Below are 17,371 nucleotides of genomic sequence, written 5' to 3'. Positions count from 1 at the left end.
GCAGGTAGCAGGTCGATCATGCGGCTCGCGCTCGTTCTGATGGGAGGCGGTGCGCGTGCCGCCTACCAGGTCGGCGTGCTGAAGGCGCTGGCCGAGATCGCGCGCGAAGCCGATCCGCAGCGGCACACGCTGCCGTTCGCGGTCGTATGCGGCTCGTCGGCCGGCGCGATCAACGCGACGTCGCTCGCGAGCCACGCGGACGATTTCTCTCACGGCGTGCGGCGCCTGCTCGAGTTCTGGGAGCCGTTGCGCGCCGATTACGTGTATCGCAGCGACTGGCTCGGCATCGCGGCCGCCGGCGCGCGCTGGCTCGCGGCGATGACCTTCGGCTGGGCGGCCCGCCGCTCGCCGCGCGGGCTGCTCGACAACACGCCGCTCGCCCACTTGCTGCAGCGCGAGCTGAGCTTCCACCGGATCGAGCAGATGCTCGAGGCGCGCCTGCTGCATGCGCTTTCGATCACCGCGCTCAGCTATTCGAGCGGCCGGCACCTGACGTTCTACCAGGCGGCGCAGCCGATCCAGGCGTGGCGGCGCGCGCAGCGCACCGCGCGGCTCGTCGACCTGTCGGCGTCGCACCTGCTCGCGTCGTCGGCCATCCCGTTCGTGTTCCCGGCCGTGCCGCTCGTGCTCGACGGGCAGATCGAATACTTCGGCGACGGGTCGATCCGGCAGATCGCGCCGCTGTCGCCGGCGATCCACTTCGGCGCGGACCGGATCGTCGTCGTCGGCGCGGCCGACCCGCGGCCCGAGATCCCGGCCGCGAACGGCGCCGGGCTGGTGCGCGGCTACCCGACGCTCGCGCAGATCGGCCAGCAGGTGCTCGCGAGCGTGTTCCTCGACTCGATCGGCTCGGACATCGAACGCATCGAGCACATCAACCGGATGATCGAGCACCTGCCGCACCAGGTCGAGGTCGACAGCGGCTGGCGGCACGTCGACGTGCTCGCGATCGCGCCGTCCGAGCGCATCGAGCTGATCGCCGCGAAGCACCTGAAGCAGATGCCTGCGACCATGCGCGGGCTGCTCGGCGCGATCGGCGGCAGCCAGCCGGCCGGCGCGTCGTTCGCGAGCTACCTGCTGTTCGAGGAGGCGTTCACGCGCGAGCTGATCGAACTCGGCTACGTCGACGGGCGCGCGCAACGAGACGCGCTGGCCGGCTGGATCGCGCAGGCGGACGGCGGCAGCGCGCCGGCGGCCGGCAGGCCGCCGGAAGACGGTCTTGCCGCCGGCAAAATACGGGTCTGACACGCGCAGGAGAATGTAAGGTTGCGTTTTCGCGACGGTTGCCCGCGACCGATCGCCGCACCGCGGATGGCGGCGCGCGACCGGGCAGCCGTCTCGGAACCGTCATTCACGCGTGCTATCATGGCCGCCGCCGTATACACCATATCGAGCAGCCCGCCGATCCGGCATCCGCACGGGACCCTCCGGGGAACCCGCCTGGGGCAGGGGACGGGCGCGCCAACGAGCCGGCCGGCGCCGGTCCCCAACTCAGGCAAGCGTGGCCGGCTCCGTCCGAACGGAGCGTGGCTGCGGCATGTCCAACGGCGGCGTCGCGGCCGCCCGGCTGCCGGACGAGGAATCAGCGTCCGGCGGGTCGGTTTCCCGCGTAAAATTAGAGTCTTGGCTGCAAAAAGCGCGCGTGGCGCGCTTGCGCGGCAACAGTCACGTTTAGAGAAGTCGCATTGCGCAGAACAGGGGTGGGACCATCATGAACACGATGCTTTATCCGGAACTTTACAGGTCGCTCGAAGCCGTCCGCTGGGACATGGAGAAGGACATTCCGTGGGACAAGTTCGACGCTTCGCTGCTCACCGACGAGCAGGCGAAGACGATCAAGATGAACGCGATCACCGAATGGTCGGCGTTGCCCGCGACGGAAATGTTCCTGCGCGACAACCAGCACGACAGCGACTTTTCCGCGTTCATGAGCGTGTGGTTCTTCGAAGAGCAGAAGCATTCGCTCGTGCTGATGGAATACCTGCGCCGCTTCAAGCCGGAAATGGTGCCGACCGAAGAGGAGCTGCACGCGGTGCGCTTCCAGTTCGACCCGGCGCCGCCGCTCGAGACGCTGATGCTGCACTTCTGCGGCGAAATCCGCCTGAACCACTGGTACCGTTGCGCGGCCGACTGGCACACCGAGCCCGTCATCAAGCAGATCTACGAAACGATTTCGCGCGATGAGGCACGTCATGGCGGCGCGTACCTGCGCTACATGAAGAAGGCGCTGAACAACTGCGGCGACGTCGCCCGTGCCGCGTTCGCGAAGATCGGCGTGCTGATGGCGTCGGCGCGCCGCACCGAGAAGCCGCTGCACCCGACCAACCTGCACGTGAACCAGGCGCTGTTCCCGCGCGACACCGTGCAGTCGCGCCTGCCCGATCCGGAATGGCTCGAGCGCTGGCTCGACGAGCAGATCCGTTTCGACGGCGAGTGGGAAAAGAAGGTCGTGGAGCGCATCCTGCACAACCTGTCGATCCTGTTCGAGCGCACGTTCGCGACCGCGCAGGAACTGAACCGCTACCGCAAGGAAGTCACCGGCCGCCTGCAGGCCGAAAGCGGCCCGTCGTCGGCCGCCCAGCCGGCCTGAGGCCGGCAGGCCCCGCCGCCGGCGTGAATCACGCCGGCCGGGTGCCGCCGCAGTGCCGTGTCCGTTGCATGAAGCCCGCCTGGCCAGCCCGGCGGGCTTTTTATCTGGCGCCGCCGTCGCGTGCGCCGTTGCCCATTCCGTCCGACCTCCACCATGTCCGCTACCTTCGAACGCAAGCTGATCACCCGTGATGCCCTCGTCGCGCTGCGCGCGTCGCTGCCGTCGCCTGTCGTGTTCACCAACGGCGTCTTCGACATCCTGCACCGCGGCCACGTCACGTATCTCGCCGATGCGAAAGCGCTCGGCGCGTGCCTGATCGTCGGCGTGAACAGCGATGCGTCGGTGCGCATGCTCGGCAAGGGCGACGACCGGCCGATCAACCGCGAAGAAGACCGCGCGGCACTGCTCGCGGCGCTGGAAAGCGTCGACTGGGTCGTGACGTTCGGGGAACAGACGCCGGTGTCGCTGATCGAGGCCGTCCGTCCGGACATCCTCGTGAAGGGCGGCGACTACGACATGGATGCGCTGCCGGAATCGGCGCTCGTGCGTGGCTGGGGCGGCCGTGTGCTGGCGATTCCGTTCGAGCATGACCGCTCGACCACCGCGTTGTTGAAGAAGGTGCGCGCGCAGCAGTCCTGAGCGCGGCCCGGCGCCGTCAGGGCGCGGATGCCGCGAGCGGTGCGGTCGTGACGGCTGGCGGCGCGATCGGGCCACCGACGACGGGTTGGTCGGTCGCCTGCGCGAGCGGCGTCACGCGCAGCGCATCGGGCCGGACCTGCCGCGACAACACGCCGGGTTCGCGCGGGCCGGCCGACGGCAGCGGCCCGAACACGCCGCGCGCCACCACGAACGCGAGCATGTTGGCGAGAAAGAGAACAGCGATCAGCCAGCGCAGCATCGTCGAAACTCCTTGTCGTCATCGACGTCGTTCACGTCATTCAGTCGAGCCGGCCGCGTGGCCGGCTTTTTCATGGCTTCCGCCGGTCGATAGCGCGGGCTGTTGCAGCCGCCCCGCGCATCCCGCTTCGTCGGCGTGCCGCATGTCCGTTCGGACCCGCGTCGCCACGTACCGGCGCGATGCCGGCGCCTGTTCCGTCAATCCTGCGCGGCTTCGGCCGCGATCAACGCGAGCCCGGACAGGATCAGTGCATCGTGCCGCGTATGCGGGACCGTCAGCGCGCGCGCGACGTCGTCCGCCGCGCCGCCGGCCAGCACGAGCCGCACGGGAGCCTGCCACGCTTCGGCAAGGTCGCGCCAGGCGCGTTCGATCAGCCCGGCCTGCGCATACAGGCAGCCGGCCGACAGCGAGCGCGGCGTATCGACCTGGAACGGCTCGGCCTGCGCGCCCGCGAGCAGGCCGCTCGCGATGTCGGTGGTCAGCGTCGGCAACTGCGCGGTGTGCGTGCCGAGCGCGCGCATCATCAGCGCCCAGCCCGGCGCGATCAGTCCGCCCGTGAAGCGGCCGTCCGCGCGCAGCGCCTCGAGCGTCGTCGCGGTGCCGAACGTCGCGATCAGCAGATGCTCGCCCGGAAATGCCGCATGTGCGCCGATCAGGCCGGCCCAGCGATCGCTGCCGAGCTGCTCGGGCGTCGTATAGCCGTTCGTCACGCCGCATTGCGTGGGCCGCGAGCGGATCGTCGTACGTGGCAGCCCCGGCCAGCGCGCATCGAGCAGCGCGTCGATCCGCGCGGCGACGTCGGCGCCCGCGACGTTCGAGATCCAGGCGCCGCGCGGCTGCGGCAGATGCGACCAGTCGGGATCGGCGCCGCCGTCGCGCGTGTGGCCGAACGCGCCCGTGTCGACGAGCGTGCGCCGCGCGTCGGCGAGCGCCCACTTGATCCGGCTGTTGCCGGCGTCGATCAGCAGGTGCGGCTCGCTCATTGCGCTTCGCGCAGCGACACGTCGCCGGCCGCGATCGTCTGCACGCCGTTCGGCGTGTCGAGCAGCAGCTGCCCGGTCGCATCGATGCCCGTCGCGATGCCGCGCGCGCGTTCGACGCCCTGTTCGAGCAGCACGACTTCGCGGCCGGCGTATGCGTGCAGCGCGTGCCAGCGCGGCAGGAACGGCGCGAGGCCGTCGGTGCCGAACTGCGCGAGCGCGGGCGTGAGTGCGTTCAGCGATGCGGCGAGCGTATCGGTGAGGTTGGCCGACGCGCACGCGATCGACAGCGCGGCCGGCGGCAGCCCGCTCGCGAGCGTCGCTTCGCGCGCACGCAGCGCGTCGACCTGCGCCGCGACGGCTTCCGCGCCGCGCACGTTGATGCCGAAGCCGATCACGACGGCGGTGGCGTCGGCGGTGGTCCAGACGGTTTCGATCAGGATCCCGGCGAGCTTGCCGACGATGCGCGGCGCGCCGTCGTCGGTGGCCGTCAGCAGCAGGTCGTTCGGCCATTTGAGCGCGACGCGCGAGCGGGCGTCGAGCGGCAGCGCGGCCAGCCCTTCGGCGAGCGCGACGCCGATCGCGATGCTGAGGCCGCCGAGCGCGTCGACGGGGCGCGGCACGATGCAGCCGACCGAGCACAGCAACGCATTGCCGGGTTGCGCGAACCATGGGCGGCCCTGTCGGCCGCGGCCGGCCGTCTGCTCGAACGCGACGCGCACGAGCGGCGCGGGCAGTGCCTTTGCGTTGCGCGGCAGCGCCTTGAGCCGCGTCGCGACGTCGGCGTTGGTTGAGCCGGTGGCGGCGACGATGTCGAGCGGCCACGCGCGCGGCGCGGCGTCCAGATGGGCCTCGAGCCGGTTGCGCGCGATGTGCGCGTCGCCGGATTCGGGCGTGTCGGAGGATGTGGGGGCGTTCATGGCGCCTATTGTAGCGACAGGGGGCGCTGGCAGGCGCCGGACGCCGCGCGCAACCAGCGGGGCGGCGCGCGCCGCCGCGCGGCTCAGTGCTGTTCCATCCGCTCCAGCGCCTTGATGTCTTCCTCGGTCGTCATTTCGCACGCGAGCAGCGTCTTGCCCTTCAGCGCTGGGCCCTGACGGGCCGACACGAGGATCAGCGCGCCACCGGGGCCGCGGACGCTCAGCCGGCGCGAATAGCCGACGGACGATGCGCCCAGCAGGTGACCCTTCTCGAGCGTGAGCTGGTAGCGCTCGGCGAGCCGGCCGGCGACTTCGCCGTCGACGAGCACGCCGATGCCGGTACTCAAGAACACGACGTGCTGGGTCGTGAAGCCGTCGCGGCTGATCGGTTCCGGCAGACGATAGACGTCGGCGCCGAGCATCGACTGGTCCGGCTTCGGATCGGCCGCCTTCGCGGTGTTGTAGATCGAATCCATCAGGTCCGACGTGAACGGCGGCTTGCAGAGCGCGGCGTTGAAGATGTCGTAGTGGGCGGGCGGTGCGGCGAGTGCCGCGAGCGGGGCGGCCGCGACGGAAATGACGGCCAGGCCGAGGGCGGCGCGAAGCCGTGACAGGCGATCGGACATGATGCAGTTCTCTCAGGTTTTATTGTGAGGCTGCATGTTAAGGCATTGCGGCGGGCGTTTCGACTGGCGCCCCGCGACCGATTCCGTTTCCGGACGATCGATGCGCGGGGCGTCGGGTCAAGCGTGTCCCGGCGGACCTGCCGTCACGGCGCGACGACCGGGTGCTTCAGCGCATGCGCGGTCTCGATCCACTGCGCGTGGAACTCGTCCGCGTCGGGCTTGAGCCCGAGCTCGCCGTTGCGATAGGCCATCGCGAGCGTCTGCACGGCTTCCGGCAACTCGTGCTCGGCCGCCCGGCGATACAGCGCCAGTGCGCGCGCGTCGTCGCGCGGCACGCCGCTGCCGTCGCGGTAGGCGTTGGCGAGCATGAAGTCCGCGGCCGGGATGTCGGCTTGCGACGCGACCTCGAACCAGTGCGCGGCCTGCACCGGATCGGCGGCGATGCCGTAGCCGCTGCGATAGATCAGCCCGAGGTAATACGCCGCGGCCGGGTCGCCCTGTCCGGCCGCTTCGCCGAGCAGCGCGCGGGCGCGCCCGTAATCCTTCGGGATGTCGCCGCTGCCGAGCAGCATCGCCTTGCCGAGCGCGAGCTGCGCGCGCCGTGCAGCCGGCGCGTCGGCCTTGCTGTCGGCCGTCGCGGCTGTTTCCAGCCAGCCGCGCCCTTCGTCGCGCAGCCCCGGTTCGCGCGCGTCGACGAGCGCGATGCCGAGTGCCGCCTGCGCGGCGCCCGAGCCGCGGCGCGCGAGCGTGCGCAACTGCGCCAGCGCGTGCGGCTCGGTGGCCTGCGTGACCATCGCCTGCCACTCGTCGAGCTGCGCGGCGCTCGGCGCGGGGCCGGTGCCGCGCAGGCCGGTCGCAGCGACCACGGCCGCGACGGTCACGGCCGCCGCCGCGAGCAGCGCGGCCGGCGGGAGTTTCGCGCGCAGCACGCGCCGCGCGGCGGCGGCGAGGCCGGGTTCGGCCGGCCGCATCGTCCGGATCGGTTGCATCGCGTGTCTCATTGCGTGAGGTCGATCTCGTAGGTGGCGAGGTTCTTGCCCGAGCCGTCGTCGGCCGCGACCTGCGTGATGCCGGTGAGGCCGGCCGCTGCTGCGTCGCCCAGACGGTTCTGCGCGGACGCGAACTGCACGTGCGCGACCGAGCTCGCGAGCTTCGTGAAGCGCCAGCTGCGCTGCGCGCCGTCCGCCGTGCGCGTGATCGCGCCGCGTTTCTTGATGAACGAGATCAGCACGTCGCGGTTCGCATCGGGCGACGCGAAGATCGTCTTGCTGCCGTCGAGGCCCGGGAAGTTGCCGCCGCCGCTCGCGCGGTAGTTGTTGGTCGCGACGATGAACTGCGCGTTCGGATCGATCGGCGCGCCCTTGTACGTCAGGTTCTTGATGCGGCTGCCGAGCGGCTGCGTGACGTCGATTTCATACGCGAGATCGGCCGACGTGAACATGTCGAAGTTGTAGCCGGGGAAGGTGCTGACGAGCGGCTGCACGGTCGCCTTGGTCGGGTCGATCCGGTTGAAGCGCTTCGCGGCCGTCTCGAGCCAGTTCTTGACGTCGGCGCCGCTCACCTTCACCGCGTACACGGTGTTCGGATACAGGTACAGGTCGGCCGCGTTGTTGATCGCGAGCGCGCCCGGCGCGACGTCCGTATAGTCGGTGCCGCCGCCGAAGCCGCTCTTGAACGGCGCGCTGACCGACAGCACCGGCAGCGACGCGTACTGCGGCAGGTTCGCCTGCACGTAGGTCTTCACGTAGTCGGCCTGCGCTTCGTTGACGATCTGGATCGCGCCCGGATCGCCGACATCCGCGAAGTACGAGTTCATCCGGTAGTCGGTCGAGCCGATCGGCGTCTTCACGTAGTCGATCGTCGCCTGGTGTTCGGCGGCGATCGCGGCGGAGACCGACGGGTCGGCCGCGACGTAGCTCTTGTCGGCGTTCTGGGTCGAGCGCGCCTCGACGGTCGTCTGCGACTTGTCGACGCTCCAGGTCTTGCCGTCGAACTTCAGGCCGAGCTTGATCACGCCGAGATGCTTGCCCCAGTAGTTGGCCATCACGGTCGGCACGCCGTTGACGGTGCCCTTGACCTTGTCGACGCCCGGCAGGTTGAACTGCGACACGGTGCTGTTCGCGTCCGGGAACACCTGGTGCGAGTGGCCGATCAGCATCGCGTCGATGCCCGTCACCTTCGACAGCCACCAGCTGCCGTTTTCCATCGTCGGCGAGTACGCGGAATTGTCGAGGCCGCCGTGCGAGATCGCGACGACGAGATCGGCACCCTTCGCGCGCATTTCCGGAATGTACTTCTCGGCCGCTTCCTTCAGGCCGGTCGTGTAGACCTTGCCGTCGAGCCAGCGCTTGTCCCAGTTCATGATCGCGGGCGGCGTGAAGCCGATGATGCCGATCTTCACGGGCGCGCTGACCGTCTTGCCGTCCGGCGTCGTGGCCGTCACCGTACGGGTCAGGATCGTGTACGGCGTGAACAGCGGCGCGTTGGTCTTCGCGCTGATCACGTTCGCGAGCACCTGCGGGAAGTTCGGGCCCGCGCACTTCTTCTGCTGGGCCGGCGCCGGCAGGCCGTCGACCTCGAACGTGTTGCCGGTCACCTGCGACAGGTACGGCAGCCCGTAGTTGAATTCGTGGTTGCCGATCCCGCCGCCGTCGAATTTCGCGGCGTTCATCACCTTGTAGATCGCGAGCGTCTGGTCGCAGCCGACCGGCTTCACGAGCGCCTGGTAGTCCGACAGCGCGGTGCCCTGGATCGTGTCGCCGTTGTCGAGCAGCAGCGTGTTCGGGTACTGCTTGCGCGCCTGGGCGATCAGCGTCGACACGCGCTCGAAACCGAGCGAATTGTCGGCGGCGAGCTTGAAATAGTCATACGACAGCACGTTGGTGTGCAGATCGGTCGTCTCGAGCAGCGCGAGCGTGGCCGTCGTGCCGACGGGCGCCTGGGCCTGCGGCTGCGACGGCGGCGTGGCGGTGACGTCGTCGCCGCCACAGCCGGCGAGGGTGAAGGCGAGGCTGGCGAGCGCGGCGGCGGCCGGCACGTGCCGGCGGGAAAGCGGGGGGAAACGCATCGGTTGTCCTGTTCGGTGTTCTGTTTTATGAATCGCGAGGGATGCAGCGAATGGCGGCGCGGGGCGCCGACGGCCTGATGTGCGGCGCGTGAGAGTATCGAAAGGAAACGTGACGGAAGAATGAAAGGTCGCGAAGCAGGCAACGTCCCGTCGGCGCGGCCCCGGCGTCCTGGCTGCGTGCTCCGTGCCGGGCGCCCCGGCTGCGCGCCCCGGCGAAAATCCTCACGTCGCGGCTTCGGGCGGTTCGCTACAATGGCCGCTGTCATCCTTTTGCAAACAACCTGCCCTTGGACTTCGAGACTCCTCCCGGCCTGTCGGTCGACGCCGGCGGTCAGGGCCAGACGGTGCGCCTGTACGGCCAGTGGACCGCGCTCGCGCTTGCGCGCAATCGCGGCGCCGTGGCGCGCCGCGTCGCGAGCATCGCCACCGGGCGCGTGAGCGATTGGGATCTGTCCGGCATCGAGCGGCTCGACCACGTCGGCGGCCAGGCGCTGTGGCGCGTGTGGGGCCGCAAGCTGCCGGCCGGCGTCGAGCTGAGCGCCACGCAGCGCACGATCTTCGAGCGCATCGAACGGCTCGACAGCGAGCGCGAGGCGCCGGAGCGCGTCGTGCGCTTCGATCCCGTCACGCGGCTCGGCCAGGCGATCTTCGCGTTCGGCGAGCACCTGCAGGGCGGCATCGCGATGTTCGGTCTCGTGATCCTCGATGCGCTGTCGGTGCTGCGCCGCCCGAAGACGATGCCGTGGAAGGAAACCTCGGCGAACATCTACAGCGCCGGCGCGCAGGCGCTGCCGATCACCGCGCTCGTCGCGTTCCTGATCGGCATCGTGCTCAGCTACCTGTCCGCGCAGCAGTTGCAGATGTTCGGCGCGAACCGCTACATCGTGAACATCCTCGGGTTGTCGGTGATCCGCGAGCTCGGCCCCGTGCTGTCGGCGATCCTCGTCGCGGGCCGCTCGGGCTCGGCGATCACCGCGCAGATCGGCGTGATGCGCGTGACCGAGGAGCTCGACGCGATGCGCGTGATGGGCATCCCGCACGGGCTGCGGCTGATCCTGCCGCGCGTGCTCGCGCTCGGCGTTGCAATGCCGCTGCTCGTGATGTGGACCAACATCATCGCGCTGACGGGCGGCGCCCTTGCCGCGAAGCTCGTGCTCGGGATCGACGTCAACTATTTCGTGCGCTCGCTGCCGGGCGTCGTGCCGATCGCGAACCTGTACATCGGCGTCGGCAAGGGCGTCGTGTTCGGCATGCTGATCGCGCTGGTCGCGTGCCATTTCGGCTTCCGGATCAAGGCGAACTCGCAGAGCCTCGGCGAAGGCACGACCACGTCGGTCGTGTCGTCGATCACGGTCGTGATCCTCGCCGACGCGGTGTTCGCGATCCTGTTCCAGAACGTGGGGCTCGGATGAACGCATCGAACGAAACGACCGCGCAAGCGGCGGCCGTCGGCGCCGGTTCCGGCGGCACGCAGCCGGCCGCGGAGGCCGATGCCGGCGACCTCGTGATCGAGGTGCGCAACCTGACCAAGCGCTACGGGCGCAACATCATTCACCAGAAGCTCGACTTCGACGTGCGGCGCGGCGAGATCGTGGCGATCGTCGGCGGCTCGGGCTCCGGCAAGACCACGCTCGTGCGGCAGATCCTCGGCCTCGAGCGGCCGACGTCGGGCACGATCAAGGTGTTCGGCGAAGATACCGCGACGATCGACGACGCGAGCGCGCGGATGATGCGCACGCGCTCGGGGATGCTGTTCCAGCAAGGGGCGCTGTTCTCGTCGATGACGGTGTTCGACAACGTCGCGCAGCCGCTGCGCGAGCTTGGCCGCGTGCCGCCGGACCTGCTGCACGACATCGTGATGCTGAAGCTCGAGATGGTCGGCCTGCCGTGCAAGCACGCGTCGAAGATGCCGGCCGCGCTGTCGGGCGGGATGGTGAAGCGGGTCGGCATCGCGCGCGCGATCGCGCTCGAGCCCGAGCTGCTGTTCCTCGACGAGCCGACGGCCGGCCTCGATCCGCAGGCGTCGGACGAATTCGTCGAGCTGATCGCGACGCTGCACCGCACGCTCGGGCTGACTGTCGTGATGGTGACGCACGACCTCGACACGATGGTCGCGCTGTCGACGCGTGTCGCGGTGCTGGCCGACCGCAAGGTGCTGGTCGCCGCGCCGGTCGAGGAGGCCGCGAACGTCGACCACCCGTTCATCCACGAATATTTCCTGGGGCTGCGCGGGCGCCGCGCATTGCAGGCGCTGCCGCCCGAACGGCGCGCGAAGCTGCCGAAGGCGGCCCTCGAACCGGCGCTGTCGAGCGTCGAGCTGTAGGAACGAAGGAATCCGCGAATGGAAAACAAATCACATGCGTTCTGGGCCGGCCTGTTCACGATCGCGCTGACACTCGCGATCGCGGGCACCGTGTTCTGGTTCAACGTTGACCGCACCGTGCGCGTGCCGTACGACCTGCTCGCGCGCACCAACGTGACGGGGCTGTTCCCGGACGCGGCCGTGCGCTTTCGCGGCCTCGATGTCGGCAAGGTGCAGTCGATCGGCTTCGATCGCACGCATCCGGGCCAGATCCGGATCCGGATCCTCGTCGATCACGACGCGCCGATCACGCAGTCGACCTACGGCAGCCTCGGCTTCCAGGGCGTGACGGGGATCGCGTTCGTGCAGCTCGAGGATACGGGGCGCGACCTGGCGCCGCTGCCGTCGTCGACGAAGTCGATTGCGCAGATCCCGATGCGGCCGAGCCTGTTCGACCAGATCCAGGAGCGCGGCGACGTGCTGCTGCGGCAACTCGAACTGGCGGCCAAGAGCGCGAATGCGCTGATGTCGCCCGAGATGCGCGAGCAGTTGCGTGCGACGGCCGAGAGCCTGCAGCACGCGGCCGACGGCGCGACAACGCTGACGAAGCAGCTCGGCCCGGCAGTCACCGCGCTGCCGGAAACGATGCACGAGGTGAACCGCGCGATGGCGTCGGCGAACACGCTGCTGCAGCCGAACGGGCCGCTCGTGTCGAACCTGAACAAGGCCGGCACGGCCGCCGAGCAGGTCGGCGTCGCGCTGAACGATCTCAACGCGCGCGTGCAGTACGACACGCTGCCGCGTTTCAATACGCTGGCCGGCAGCGTCGGCGACGCGTCGCGACAATTGAAGGACGTGGCCGGTGAACTCGGCCGCAACCCGCGCAGTCTGTTGTTCGGTTCGCCCGGCGCGGCGCCGGGGCCCGGCGAAGCGGGCTTCGTCTGGCCCGGTGCGACGGCCGGGAAGTGAAGCGCAAACCCATCGATCGTCCGGCCGGAAACGGCCGGGTCATGACGCCCATCGAAACCGGAAACATCATGCAGGAACACGCCATGCCACGAATCCTTGACCGCGCGCTGCGTCCCGCCGCGGCCGCGCTTGCCGTGCTGACGCTTGCGCTGGCGGCCGGCTGTGCCGGCAACAGCGCGGTGCTGTCGAATGTCCGCTACGACCTCGGGCCCGCCTCATCGGTCGTGACGGCCGGTTCGGGCCCCGCGCTGAAGGTGCTCGATGTCGCCGCGCCCGACGCGCTCGACTCGGACAAGTTCGCGTACCGCCTCGCGTACGCGGACGCGCAGCATGTGGCCGTCTATCGCGACAGCCGCTGGACCGCGCCGCCCGCGCAACTGCTCACGCAGCGGCTGCGCGGCGCGCTGTCGTCGCGCGGCGCGGTGCTCGAAGGGTCCGACGGCGTGCGCGCGCCGACCCTCAAGGTCGACCTGAACGAATTCGAGCAGGTGTTCGACGGGCAGTCGCAGAGCCACGGCGCCGTCACCGCGCGCGCGACGCTGACGCTCGACGGCAAGGTGCTCGGCCAGCGCACGTTCGTCGCGCGCGCCCCGTCGAGCACGCCGGACGCGGCCGGCGGCGCACGCGCGCTCGCGACCGCGAGCGACGAGCTCGTGTCGCAGATCGCCGCGTGGGTCGGCATGCAGGCGTACGCGGGCACCCCGTGACGCGCGCCGCGCAGCCGCGATGAACGCGGCCGGCACGCATCGCGCATCGCCGCTCGCGCGGCAGGCCTTCGCCGCTTACGCGGCGCTCATCGTCTACGCGTCGCTGTATCCGTTCGAAGGCTGGGTGTCGCTCGGCATCGGGCCGTTCGATTACCTGTTCGCGCCGATGCAGCGCTACGTGACCGCGTTCGACGTGGTCACGAACGTGCTCGGCTATCTGCCGTTCGGCGCGCTCGGCGTGCTCGCGCTGCACCCGCGCTGGCGCGGCGTGGCCGCGACGCTGATCGCGGGCGGGCTCGGCGTGTTGCTGTCGGGCTCGATGGAAGCGCTGCAGACCTACCTGCCGACGCGGGTCGCGTCGAATCTCGATCTTGGCGCCAACGCGCTCGGCGCGCTGCTGGGCGCGGCGCTCGTCGCGCCGGCCACGGGGGCGCTGCTCGACCGCGGTGCGCTGCGCCGGCTGCGTTTCGCGTGGTTCGAGGCCGACGGCGCGACGCCGCTGCTGCTGGCCGCGCTGTGGCCGTTCGCGATCCTGTTTCCGTCGCCGTTCCTGTTCGGCATCGGCGACTGGCCGGCCGCGTTGTGGGAGCGTGCCGACGCGTCGATGCAGGACACGCTGCTCGCGTGGCTGCCGGCTGCCTGGCGCGTGAGCGAATGGCCCGAGCGGGTCGACGGCTGGCTGTCCGATTCCGCGTGGGAGGCCACGCTCGGCGGGCTGATGCTGTTCGCCGCGCTGGCGATCGCGTCGCTCGCGATGCGGCCGCGCGCGCCGCGCATCCGGCTGCTGATCGCGCTGGTGGCCGCCACGCTGGTGCTGAAGGCGGCCGCGACGTTCATGCAGTCGGCCACCGGCCTCGTCGTCGTGTGGGCGACGCCCGGCGCGCGGCTCGGCATCGAGCTCGGCTTCGCCGCGGCGCTCGTTGCGCTGCGCGTGCCACAGACGTGGCGCGCGACGCTCACGGCGCTCGCGCTGCTGGCCGGCGTGGCGCTCGTGAACCTGCTGCCGGTCAATCCGTTCTTCGACTTCACGCTGTCGGGCTGGCGGCAGGGACGTTACGTGCACTTCAACAGCATCGCGCGCTGGCTCGCGTGGATCTGGCCCTATGCGGCGCTGATCTGGCTCGGCCAACGCGTTGAGCACGCGTGGCTGCCGGCTGCGCTGCGCCGCTGACGCGGCGGTCCGGGCCACACGGCGGCGGCCGTATCGCGGGCAGCCGTGCGCGCCGGTCGCTATAATCTTCGGGATGAATGCAGTGTTCGGCACCAATCGGCACTGATGTGCGGCGCCTTCGCACCCGTGGCCGCGTTGCAGATCCTCGCGATGCCACCCGGCATCGCCGCGGTTTGCGCGTTGCCACGAGCACGAATCCGCTGGCACATAAGCGCCGCCTGGCACCGAACACGACACGCCCGTCGCCCCGCGCGACGGCAATCGCTCCTCTTTCCGCACGGCCTCGCGCCGGGCCGCTCGCCACCATCATGGATTCCTACTACCAGCACCACGTCTTCTTCTGCCTGAACCAGCGCGAACCGGGCGCCGAACGCCCGAGCTGCGCGCAATGCGACGCGCAGACCATGCAGGAATACGCGAAAAAGCGCGTGAAGGAACTCGGCCTCGCGGGGCCCGGCAAGGTTCGCATCAACAAGGCCGGCTGCCTCGACCGCTGCGAGGAAGGGCCCGTGATGGTCGTGTATCCGGAAGGCACGTGGTACACGTACGTCGACCAGGCCGACATCGACGAGATCGTCGAATCGCACCTGCGCGACGGCAAGGTCGTCGACCGCCTGAAGATCTGAGCGGGCCGGCAGAATGAACGTACATACGCAGAAATCGCTGATCGCGGGCCCGGTCGGGCAGATCGAAATCGCGGTCGACCTGCCGGACGCCATGCGCGAAAGCGGCGCCGCCCCGCGGGGCATCGCGCTGGTCGCGCATCCGCATCCGCTGTTCGGCGGCACGATGGACAACAAGGTCGCGCAGACGCTCGCGCGCACGCTCGTGCAACTGAACTACGTCGTCTACCGGTCGAACTTCCGCGGCGTCGGTGCAACCGAAGGCGTGCACGACAACGGCACCGGCGAAGCCGACGACCTCGTTGCGGTGCTCGCGCACATGCGCGCTCAGGCCGCTTACGCGGACCTGCCGCTCGTGCTCGCGGGCTTCTCGTTCGGCACCTTCGTGCTGTCGCACGTCGCGAAGCGGCTGCGCGACGCGGGCGAGTCGATCGAGCGGATGGTGTTCGTCGGCACGGCCGCGAGCCGCTGGCAGGTGGCCGACGTGCCCGAGAACACGCTCGTGATCCATGGCGAAACCGACGACACGGTGCCGATCGCGTCGGTATACGACTGGGCGCGGCCGCAGGAGCTGCCGGTCGTCGTGATCCCCGGCGCCGAGCATTTCCTCCATCGCAAGCTGCACGTGCTGAAGCGCATCATCGTCGACGCATGGCGCTGACCGGCGTCGGCATGCGGGCGTCGGCGTAAGCGCCGGCGGCCCGTCCCGCGCACCGGCACCCGGCCGGATGCGCGACCCTCCCCGAACCCTCGCGCGACATCGCGCCGCACCACGCGGCGCGGCGCCTGCCGTACGACGGCGCAACCCCACTTGCACACCGCCTGCACGCGCCTTTCGCGCGGCTTCGAGCGCGCCTGCCCGCCGCATGCGCGCGCTATGCTCCCGAAGCCGGTGTGCGGCCGTCCGGCGCCAGGTTCGCGAAAACGCCCTGCGCGGCCACGTATAATGGCCGCATTCCGCGTCGCCCGCGGCCCGGCTGGGCCCATGCGGCGCTCGTTTCGCCGCCTGTCCGCCCGCTCGCGACGGCCGCGAACCGAACGCGTCCGCACGAGTCCAACCGGCGCGTTTCGCGCCGCCCGACGATCTCGGGCGGGTGCCCGGAACGCCCGCCGCCTTGCCGTTCAACCCTGCGCGTTTCGCACCGCACTTTCTGCCATCAGCCTGAATCGATCATGCGTCTGTCTCCCCAAGGCCTCAAGTCCCTCGCTTCCTCCATCGCCTTCGGCACCGCCGCGCGCAACGTCGCGCTCGGCGTGATGCTGCCCGTCGCGCTCGCGTCGACGATCGTCGTCGCCGAGGCGAAGCCGGCCGCCAAGGCCAAGGCCGCGCATGCGGCGCCGGCCGCCGAGCAGTTCACCGGCGCGCCCGCAACCTACATGCCGGGTGCGGTGCCGCCGCCCGGTGTGAACGCACGCTCGTGGGTGCTCGTCGACGCGACCAGCAACACGGTGCTCGCATCGGGCAATGCCGACGAACGCGTCGAGCCCGCGTCGCTGACGAAGCTGATGACGGCGTACCTCGTGTTCGAGGCGCTCGACAAGAAGAAGATCTCGATGGAGCAGATCGTCACGCCGAGCGACGCCGTGCGCCGCGTCGGCCGCGACGAATCGCGCATGTTCATCGAGGCGAACAAGCCGGTGTCCGTGCATGACCTCGTGTACGGGATGATCATCCAGTCGGGCAACGATGCCGCGATCGCGCTGGCCGAACTCGTCGGCGGCAGCGAAGGGCAGTTCGTCACGCTGATGAACGACGAGGCGCAGCGCCTCGGCATGAAGGGGACGCACTTCGCCGACGTGAACGGCATGCCCGACCCGAACCACTACACGACGGCCGGCGACCTCGCGAGGCTGTCCGCACACCTGATCCGCGATTTTCCGCAGTACTACAGCATCTTCTCGGAGAAGGAATTCAAGTACAACAACATCCGCCAGGGCAACCGCAACCGCCTGCTGTGGCTGGATCCGACGGTCGACGGCCTGAAGACGGGCCATACGCAGGCGGCCGGCTACTGCCTGATCGCGTCGGCGAAGCGCGCGATTCCGGGTGTGGATGGCCAGCGCCGCCTGGTGTCGGTGATGATGGGCGAGCAGAAGGAAGGCGAGCGCACGCAGGACAGCATGAAGATGCTGAACTACGGCTACAGCGCGTTCGATTCGGTGCGCCTGTTCAAGGGCGGCCAGGCGATGTCGACGCCGCGCATCTACAAGGGCAAGGAAAACACCGTGCAGGTCGGCGTGAAGGGCGACCAGTGGGCGACCGTGCCGCGCGGCCTCGGCGACAAGGTCAAGACCGAAGTCGACGTGAACGCGCCGCTGATCGCGCCGCTCGCGGAAGGCCAGCAGGTCGGCACCGTGAAGATCGTCGCCGACGGCAAGACGCTGTCCGAATTCCCGGTCGTCGCGCTGCAGGCGGTGCCGGAAGCGGGTATCTTCGGGCGTATCTGGGACTCGATCCTGCTGATGTTCAGCAAGAAGAAGTAAGCACGACGGGCCTTTGTTTTTACGACTTCATCCC

17 protein-coding genes are annotated in these 17,371 nt (G+C 69.8%); 11 read left to right on the top strand and 6 right to left on the bottom strand.

Features of this window, described 5'->3' with window-relative positions:
* The first annotated feature begins 18 nt into the window (after nt 1-18).
* The 3 genes from KEC55_RS15235 to rfaE2 all read left to right on the top strand — a co-directional run bounded on the left by KEC55_RS15235 (nt 19) and on the right by rfaE2 (nt 3,229).
* The gene (locus tag KEC55_RS15235; RefSeq protein ID WP_282506068.1) at nt 19-1,245 is read left to right on the top strand and encodes a patatin-like phospholipase family protein; all 1,227 of its coding nucleotides are present in this window, start codon (nt 19-21) and stop codon (nt 1,243-1,245) included.
* 466 nt (nt 1,246-1,711) lie between these two features.
* Entirely contained in the window at nt 1,712-2,590 is an 879-nt protein-coding gene (locus KEC55_RS15230; RefSeq protein ID WP_011353352.1) for a diiron oxygenase, read from the top strand.
* Between the two features lie 153 nt (nt 2,591-2,743).
* Nucleotides 2,744-3,229: a D-glycero-beta-D-manno-heptose 1-phosphate adenylyltransferase gene (gene rfaE2, locus KEC55_RS15225; RefSeq protein WP_282506067.1), complete on the top strand. Its 486-nt coding sequence runs from the start codon at nt 2,744-2,746 to the stop codon at nt 3,227-3,229.
* Nucleotides 3,230-3,245: 16 nt separating this feature from the next.
* On the opposite strand, the gene KEC55_RS15220 is transcribed toward rfaE2, so the two are convergent.
* From KEC55_RS15220 to KEC55_RS15195, 6 genes are all read right to left on the bottom strand, one after another.
* A complete protein-coding gene (locus KEC55_RS15220; protein ID WP_027789017.1) occupies nt 3,246-3,488 on the bottom strand; it encodes a hypothetical protein in 243 nt (80 codons plus the stop codon).
* A gap of 197 nt (nt 3,489-3,685) precedes the next feature.
* On the bottom strand, nt 3,686-4,471 hold the full coding sequence (locus KEC55_RS15215) for a type III pantothenate kinase (protein ID WP_282506066.1): 786 nt from the start codon (nt 4,469-4,471) through the stop codon (nt 3,686-3,688).
* Nucleotides 4,468-5,388, bottom strand: a complete 921-nt coding sequence (locus KEC55_RS15210) for a biotin--[acetyl-CoA-carboxylase] ligase (protein WP_282506065.1) — start codon at nt 5,386-5,388, stop codon at nt 4,468-4,470. The genes KEC55_RS15215 and KEC55_RS15210 overlap by 4 nt, the downstream gene beginning before the upstream one ends.
* 83 nt (nt 5,389-5,471) lie before the next feature.
* Nucleotides 5,472-6,014 carry a hypothetical protein gene (locus tag KEC55_RS15205; RefSeq protein ID WP_282506064.1) on the bottom strand — a complete coding sequence of 181 codons (543 nt, stop codon included), beginning with the start codon at nt 6,012-6,014 and terminating at the stop codon, nt 5,472-5,474.
* 143 nt (nt 6,015-6,157) lie between these two features.
* Nucleotides 6,158-7,003, bottom strand: coding sequence for a tetratricopeptide repeat protein (locus KEC55_RS15200; protein WP_282506063.1), 846 nt, complete (start codon nt 7,001-7,003; stop codon nt 6,158-6,160).
* Between the two features lie 8 nt (nt 7,004-7,011).
* A complete protein-coding gene (locus KEC55_RS15195; RefSeq protein ID WP_282506062.1) occupies nt 7,012-9,081 on the bottom strand; it encodes a bifunctional 2',3'-cyclic-nucleotide 2'-phosphodiesterase/3'-nucleotidase in 2,070 nt (689 codons plus the stop codon).
* 287 nt (nt 9,082-9,368) lie between these two features.
* Here KEC55_RS15195 and KEC55_RS15190 point away from each other — a divergent pair, with 287 nt between their 5' ends.
* The 8 genes from KEC55_RS15190 to KEC55_RS15155 all read left to right on the top strand — a co-directional run bounded on the left by KEC55_RS15190 (nt 9,369) and on the right by KEC55_RS15155 (nt 17,337).
* The gene (locus tag KEC55_RS15190) at nt 9,369-10,493 is read left to right on the top strand and encodes an MlaE family ABC transporter permease (RefSeq protein ID WP_176049566.1); all 1,125 of its coding nucleotides are present in this window, start codon (nt 9,369-9,371) and stop codon (nt 10,491-10,493) included.
* Complete coding sequence (locus KEC55_RS15185; protein WP_282506061.1) at nt 10,490-11,404, top strand: ABC transporter ATP-binding protein; 915 nt, start codon at nt 10,490-10,492, stop codon at nt 11,402-11,404. Before KEC55_RS15190 ends, KEC55_RS15185 begins: the two co-directional genes overlap by 4 nt.
* Nucleotides 11,405-11,422: 18 nt before the next feature.
* Nucleotides 11,423-12,352 carry an MlaD family protein gene (locus tag KEC55_RS15180; RefSeq protein WP_282506060.1) on the top strand — a complete coding sequence of 310 codons (930 nt, stop codon included), beginning with the start codon at nt 11,423-11,425 and terminating at the stop codon, nt 12,350-12,352.
* A 68-nt stretch (nt 12,353-12,420) separates the two neighbouring features.
* Nucleotides 12,421-13,059 carry an ABC-type transport auxiliary lipoprotein family protein gene (locus KEC55_RS15175; protein ID WP_425127632.1) on the top strand — a complete coding sequence of 213 codons (639 nt, stop codon included), beginning with the start codon at nt 12,421-12,423 and terminating at the stop codon, nt 13,057-13,059.
* Nucleotides 13,060-13,078: 19 nt separating this feature from the next.
* Nucleotides 13,079-14,230 (top strand): VanZ family protein, encoded by a 1,152-nt coding sequence (locus KEC55_RS15170; RefSeq protein ID WP_282506059.1) that lies wholly within the window; start codon nt 13,079-13,081, stop codon nt 14,228-14,230.
* Nucleotides 14,231-14,538: 308 nt separating this feature from the next.
* A complete protein-coding gene (locus KEC55_RS15165) occupies nt 14,539-14,856 on the top strand; it encodes a (2Fe-2S) ferredoxin domain-containing protein (RefSeq protein WP_011694422.1) in 318 nt (105 codons plus the stop codon).
* Between the two features lie 13 nt (nt 14,857-14,869).
* Nucleotides 14,870-15,514: an alpha/beta hydrolase gene (locus KEC55_RS15160; RefSeq protein ID WP_282506058.1), complete on the top strand. Its 645-nt coding sequence runs from the start codon at nt 14,870-14,872 to the stop codon at nt 15,512-15,514.
* 512 nt (nt 15,515-16,026) lie between these two features.
* Nucleotides 16,027-17,337 carry a D-alanyl-D-alanine carboxypeptidase family protein gene (locus KEC55_RS15155; protein ID WP_282506057.1) on the top strand — a complete coding sequence of 437 codons (1,311 nt, stop codon included), beginning with the start codon at nt 16,027-16,029 and terminating at the stop codon, nt 17,335-17,337.
* Nucleotides 17,338-17,371 lie beyond the last annotated feature (34 nt).

The sequence above is a fragment of the Burkholderia cepacia genome (genome assembly GCF_029962485.1).
GTDB lineage: Bacteria > Pseudomonadota > Gammaproteobacteria > Burkholderiales > Burkholderiaceae > Burkholderia.
This window is presented reverse-complemented; position numbering and strand designations above follow the sequence as displayed.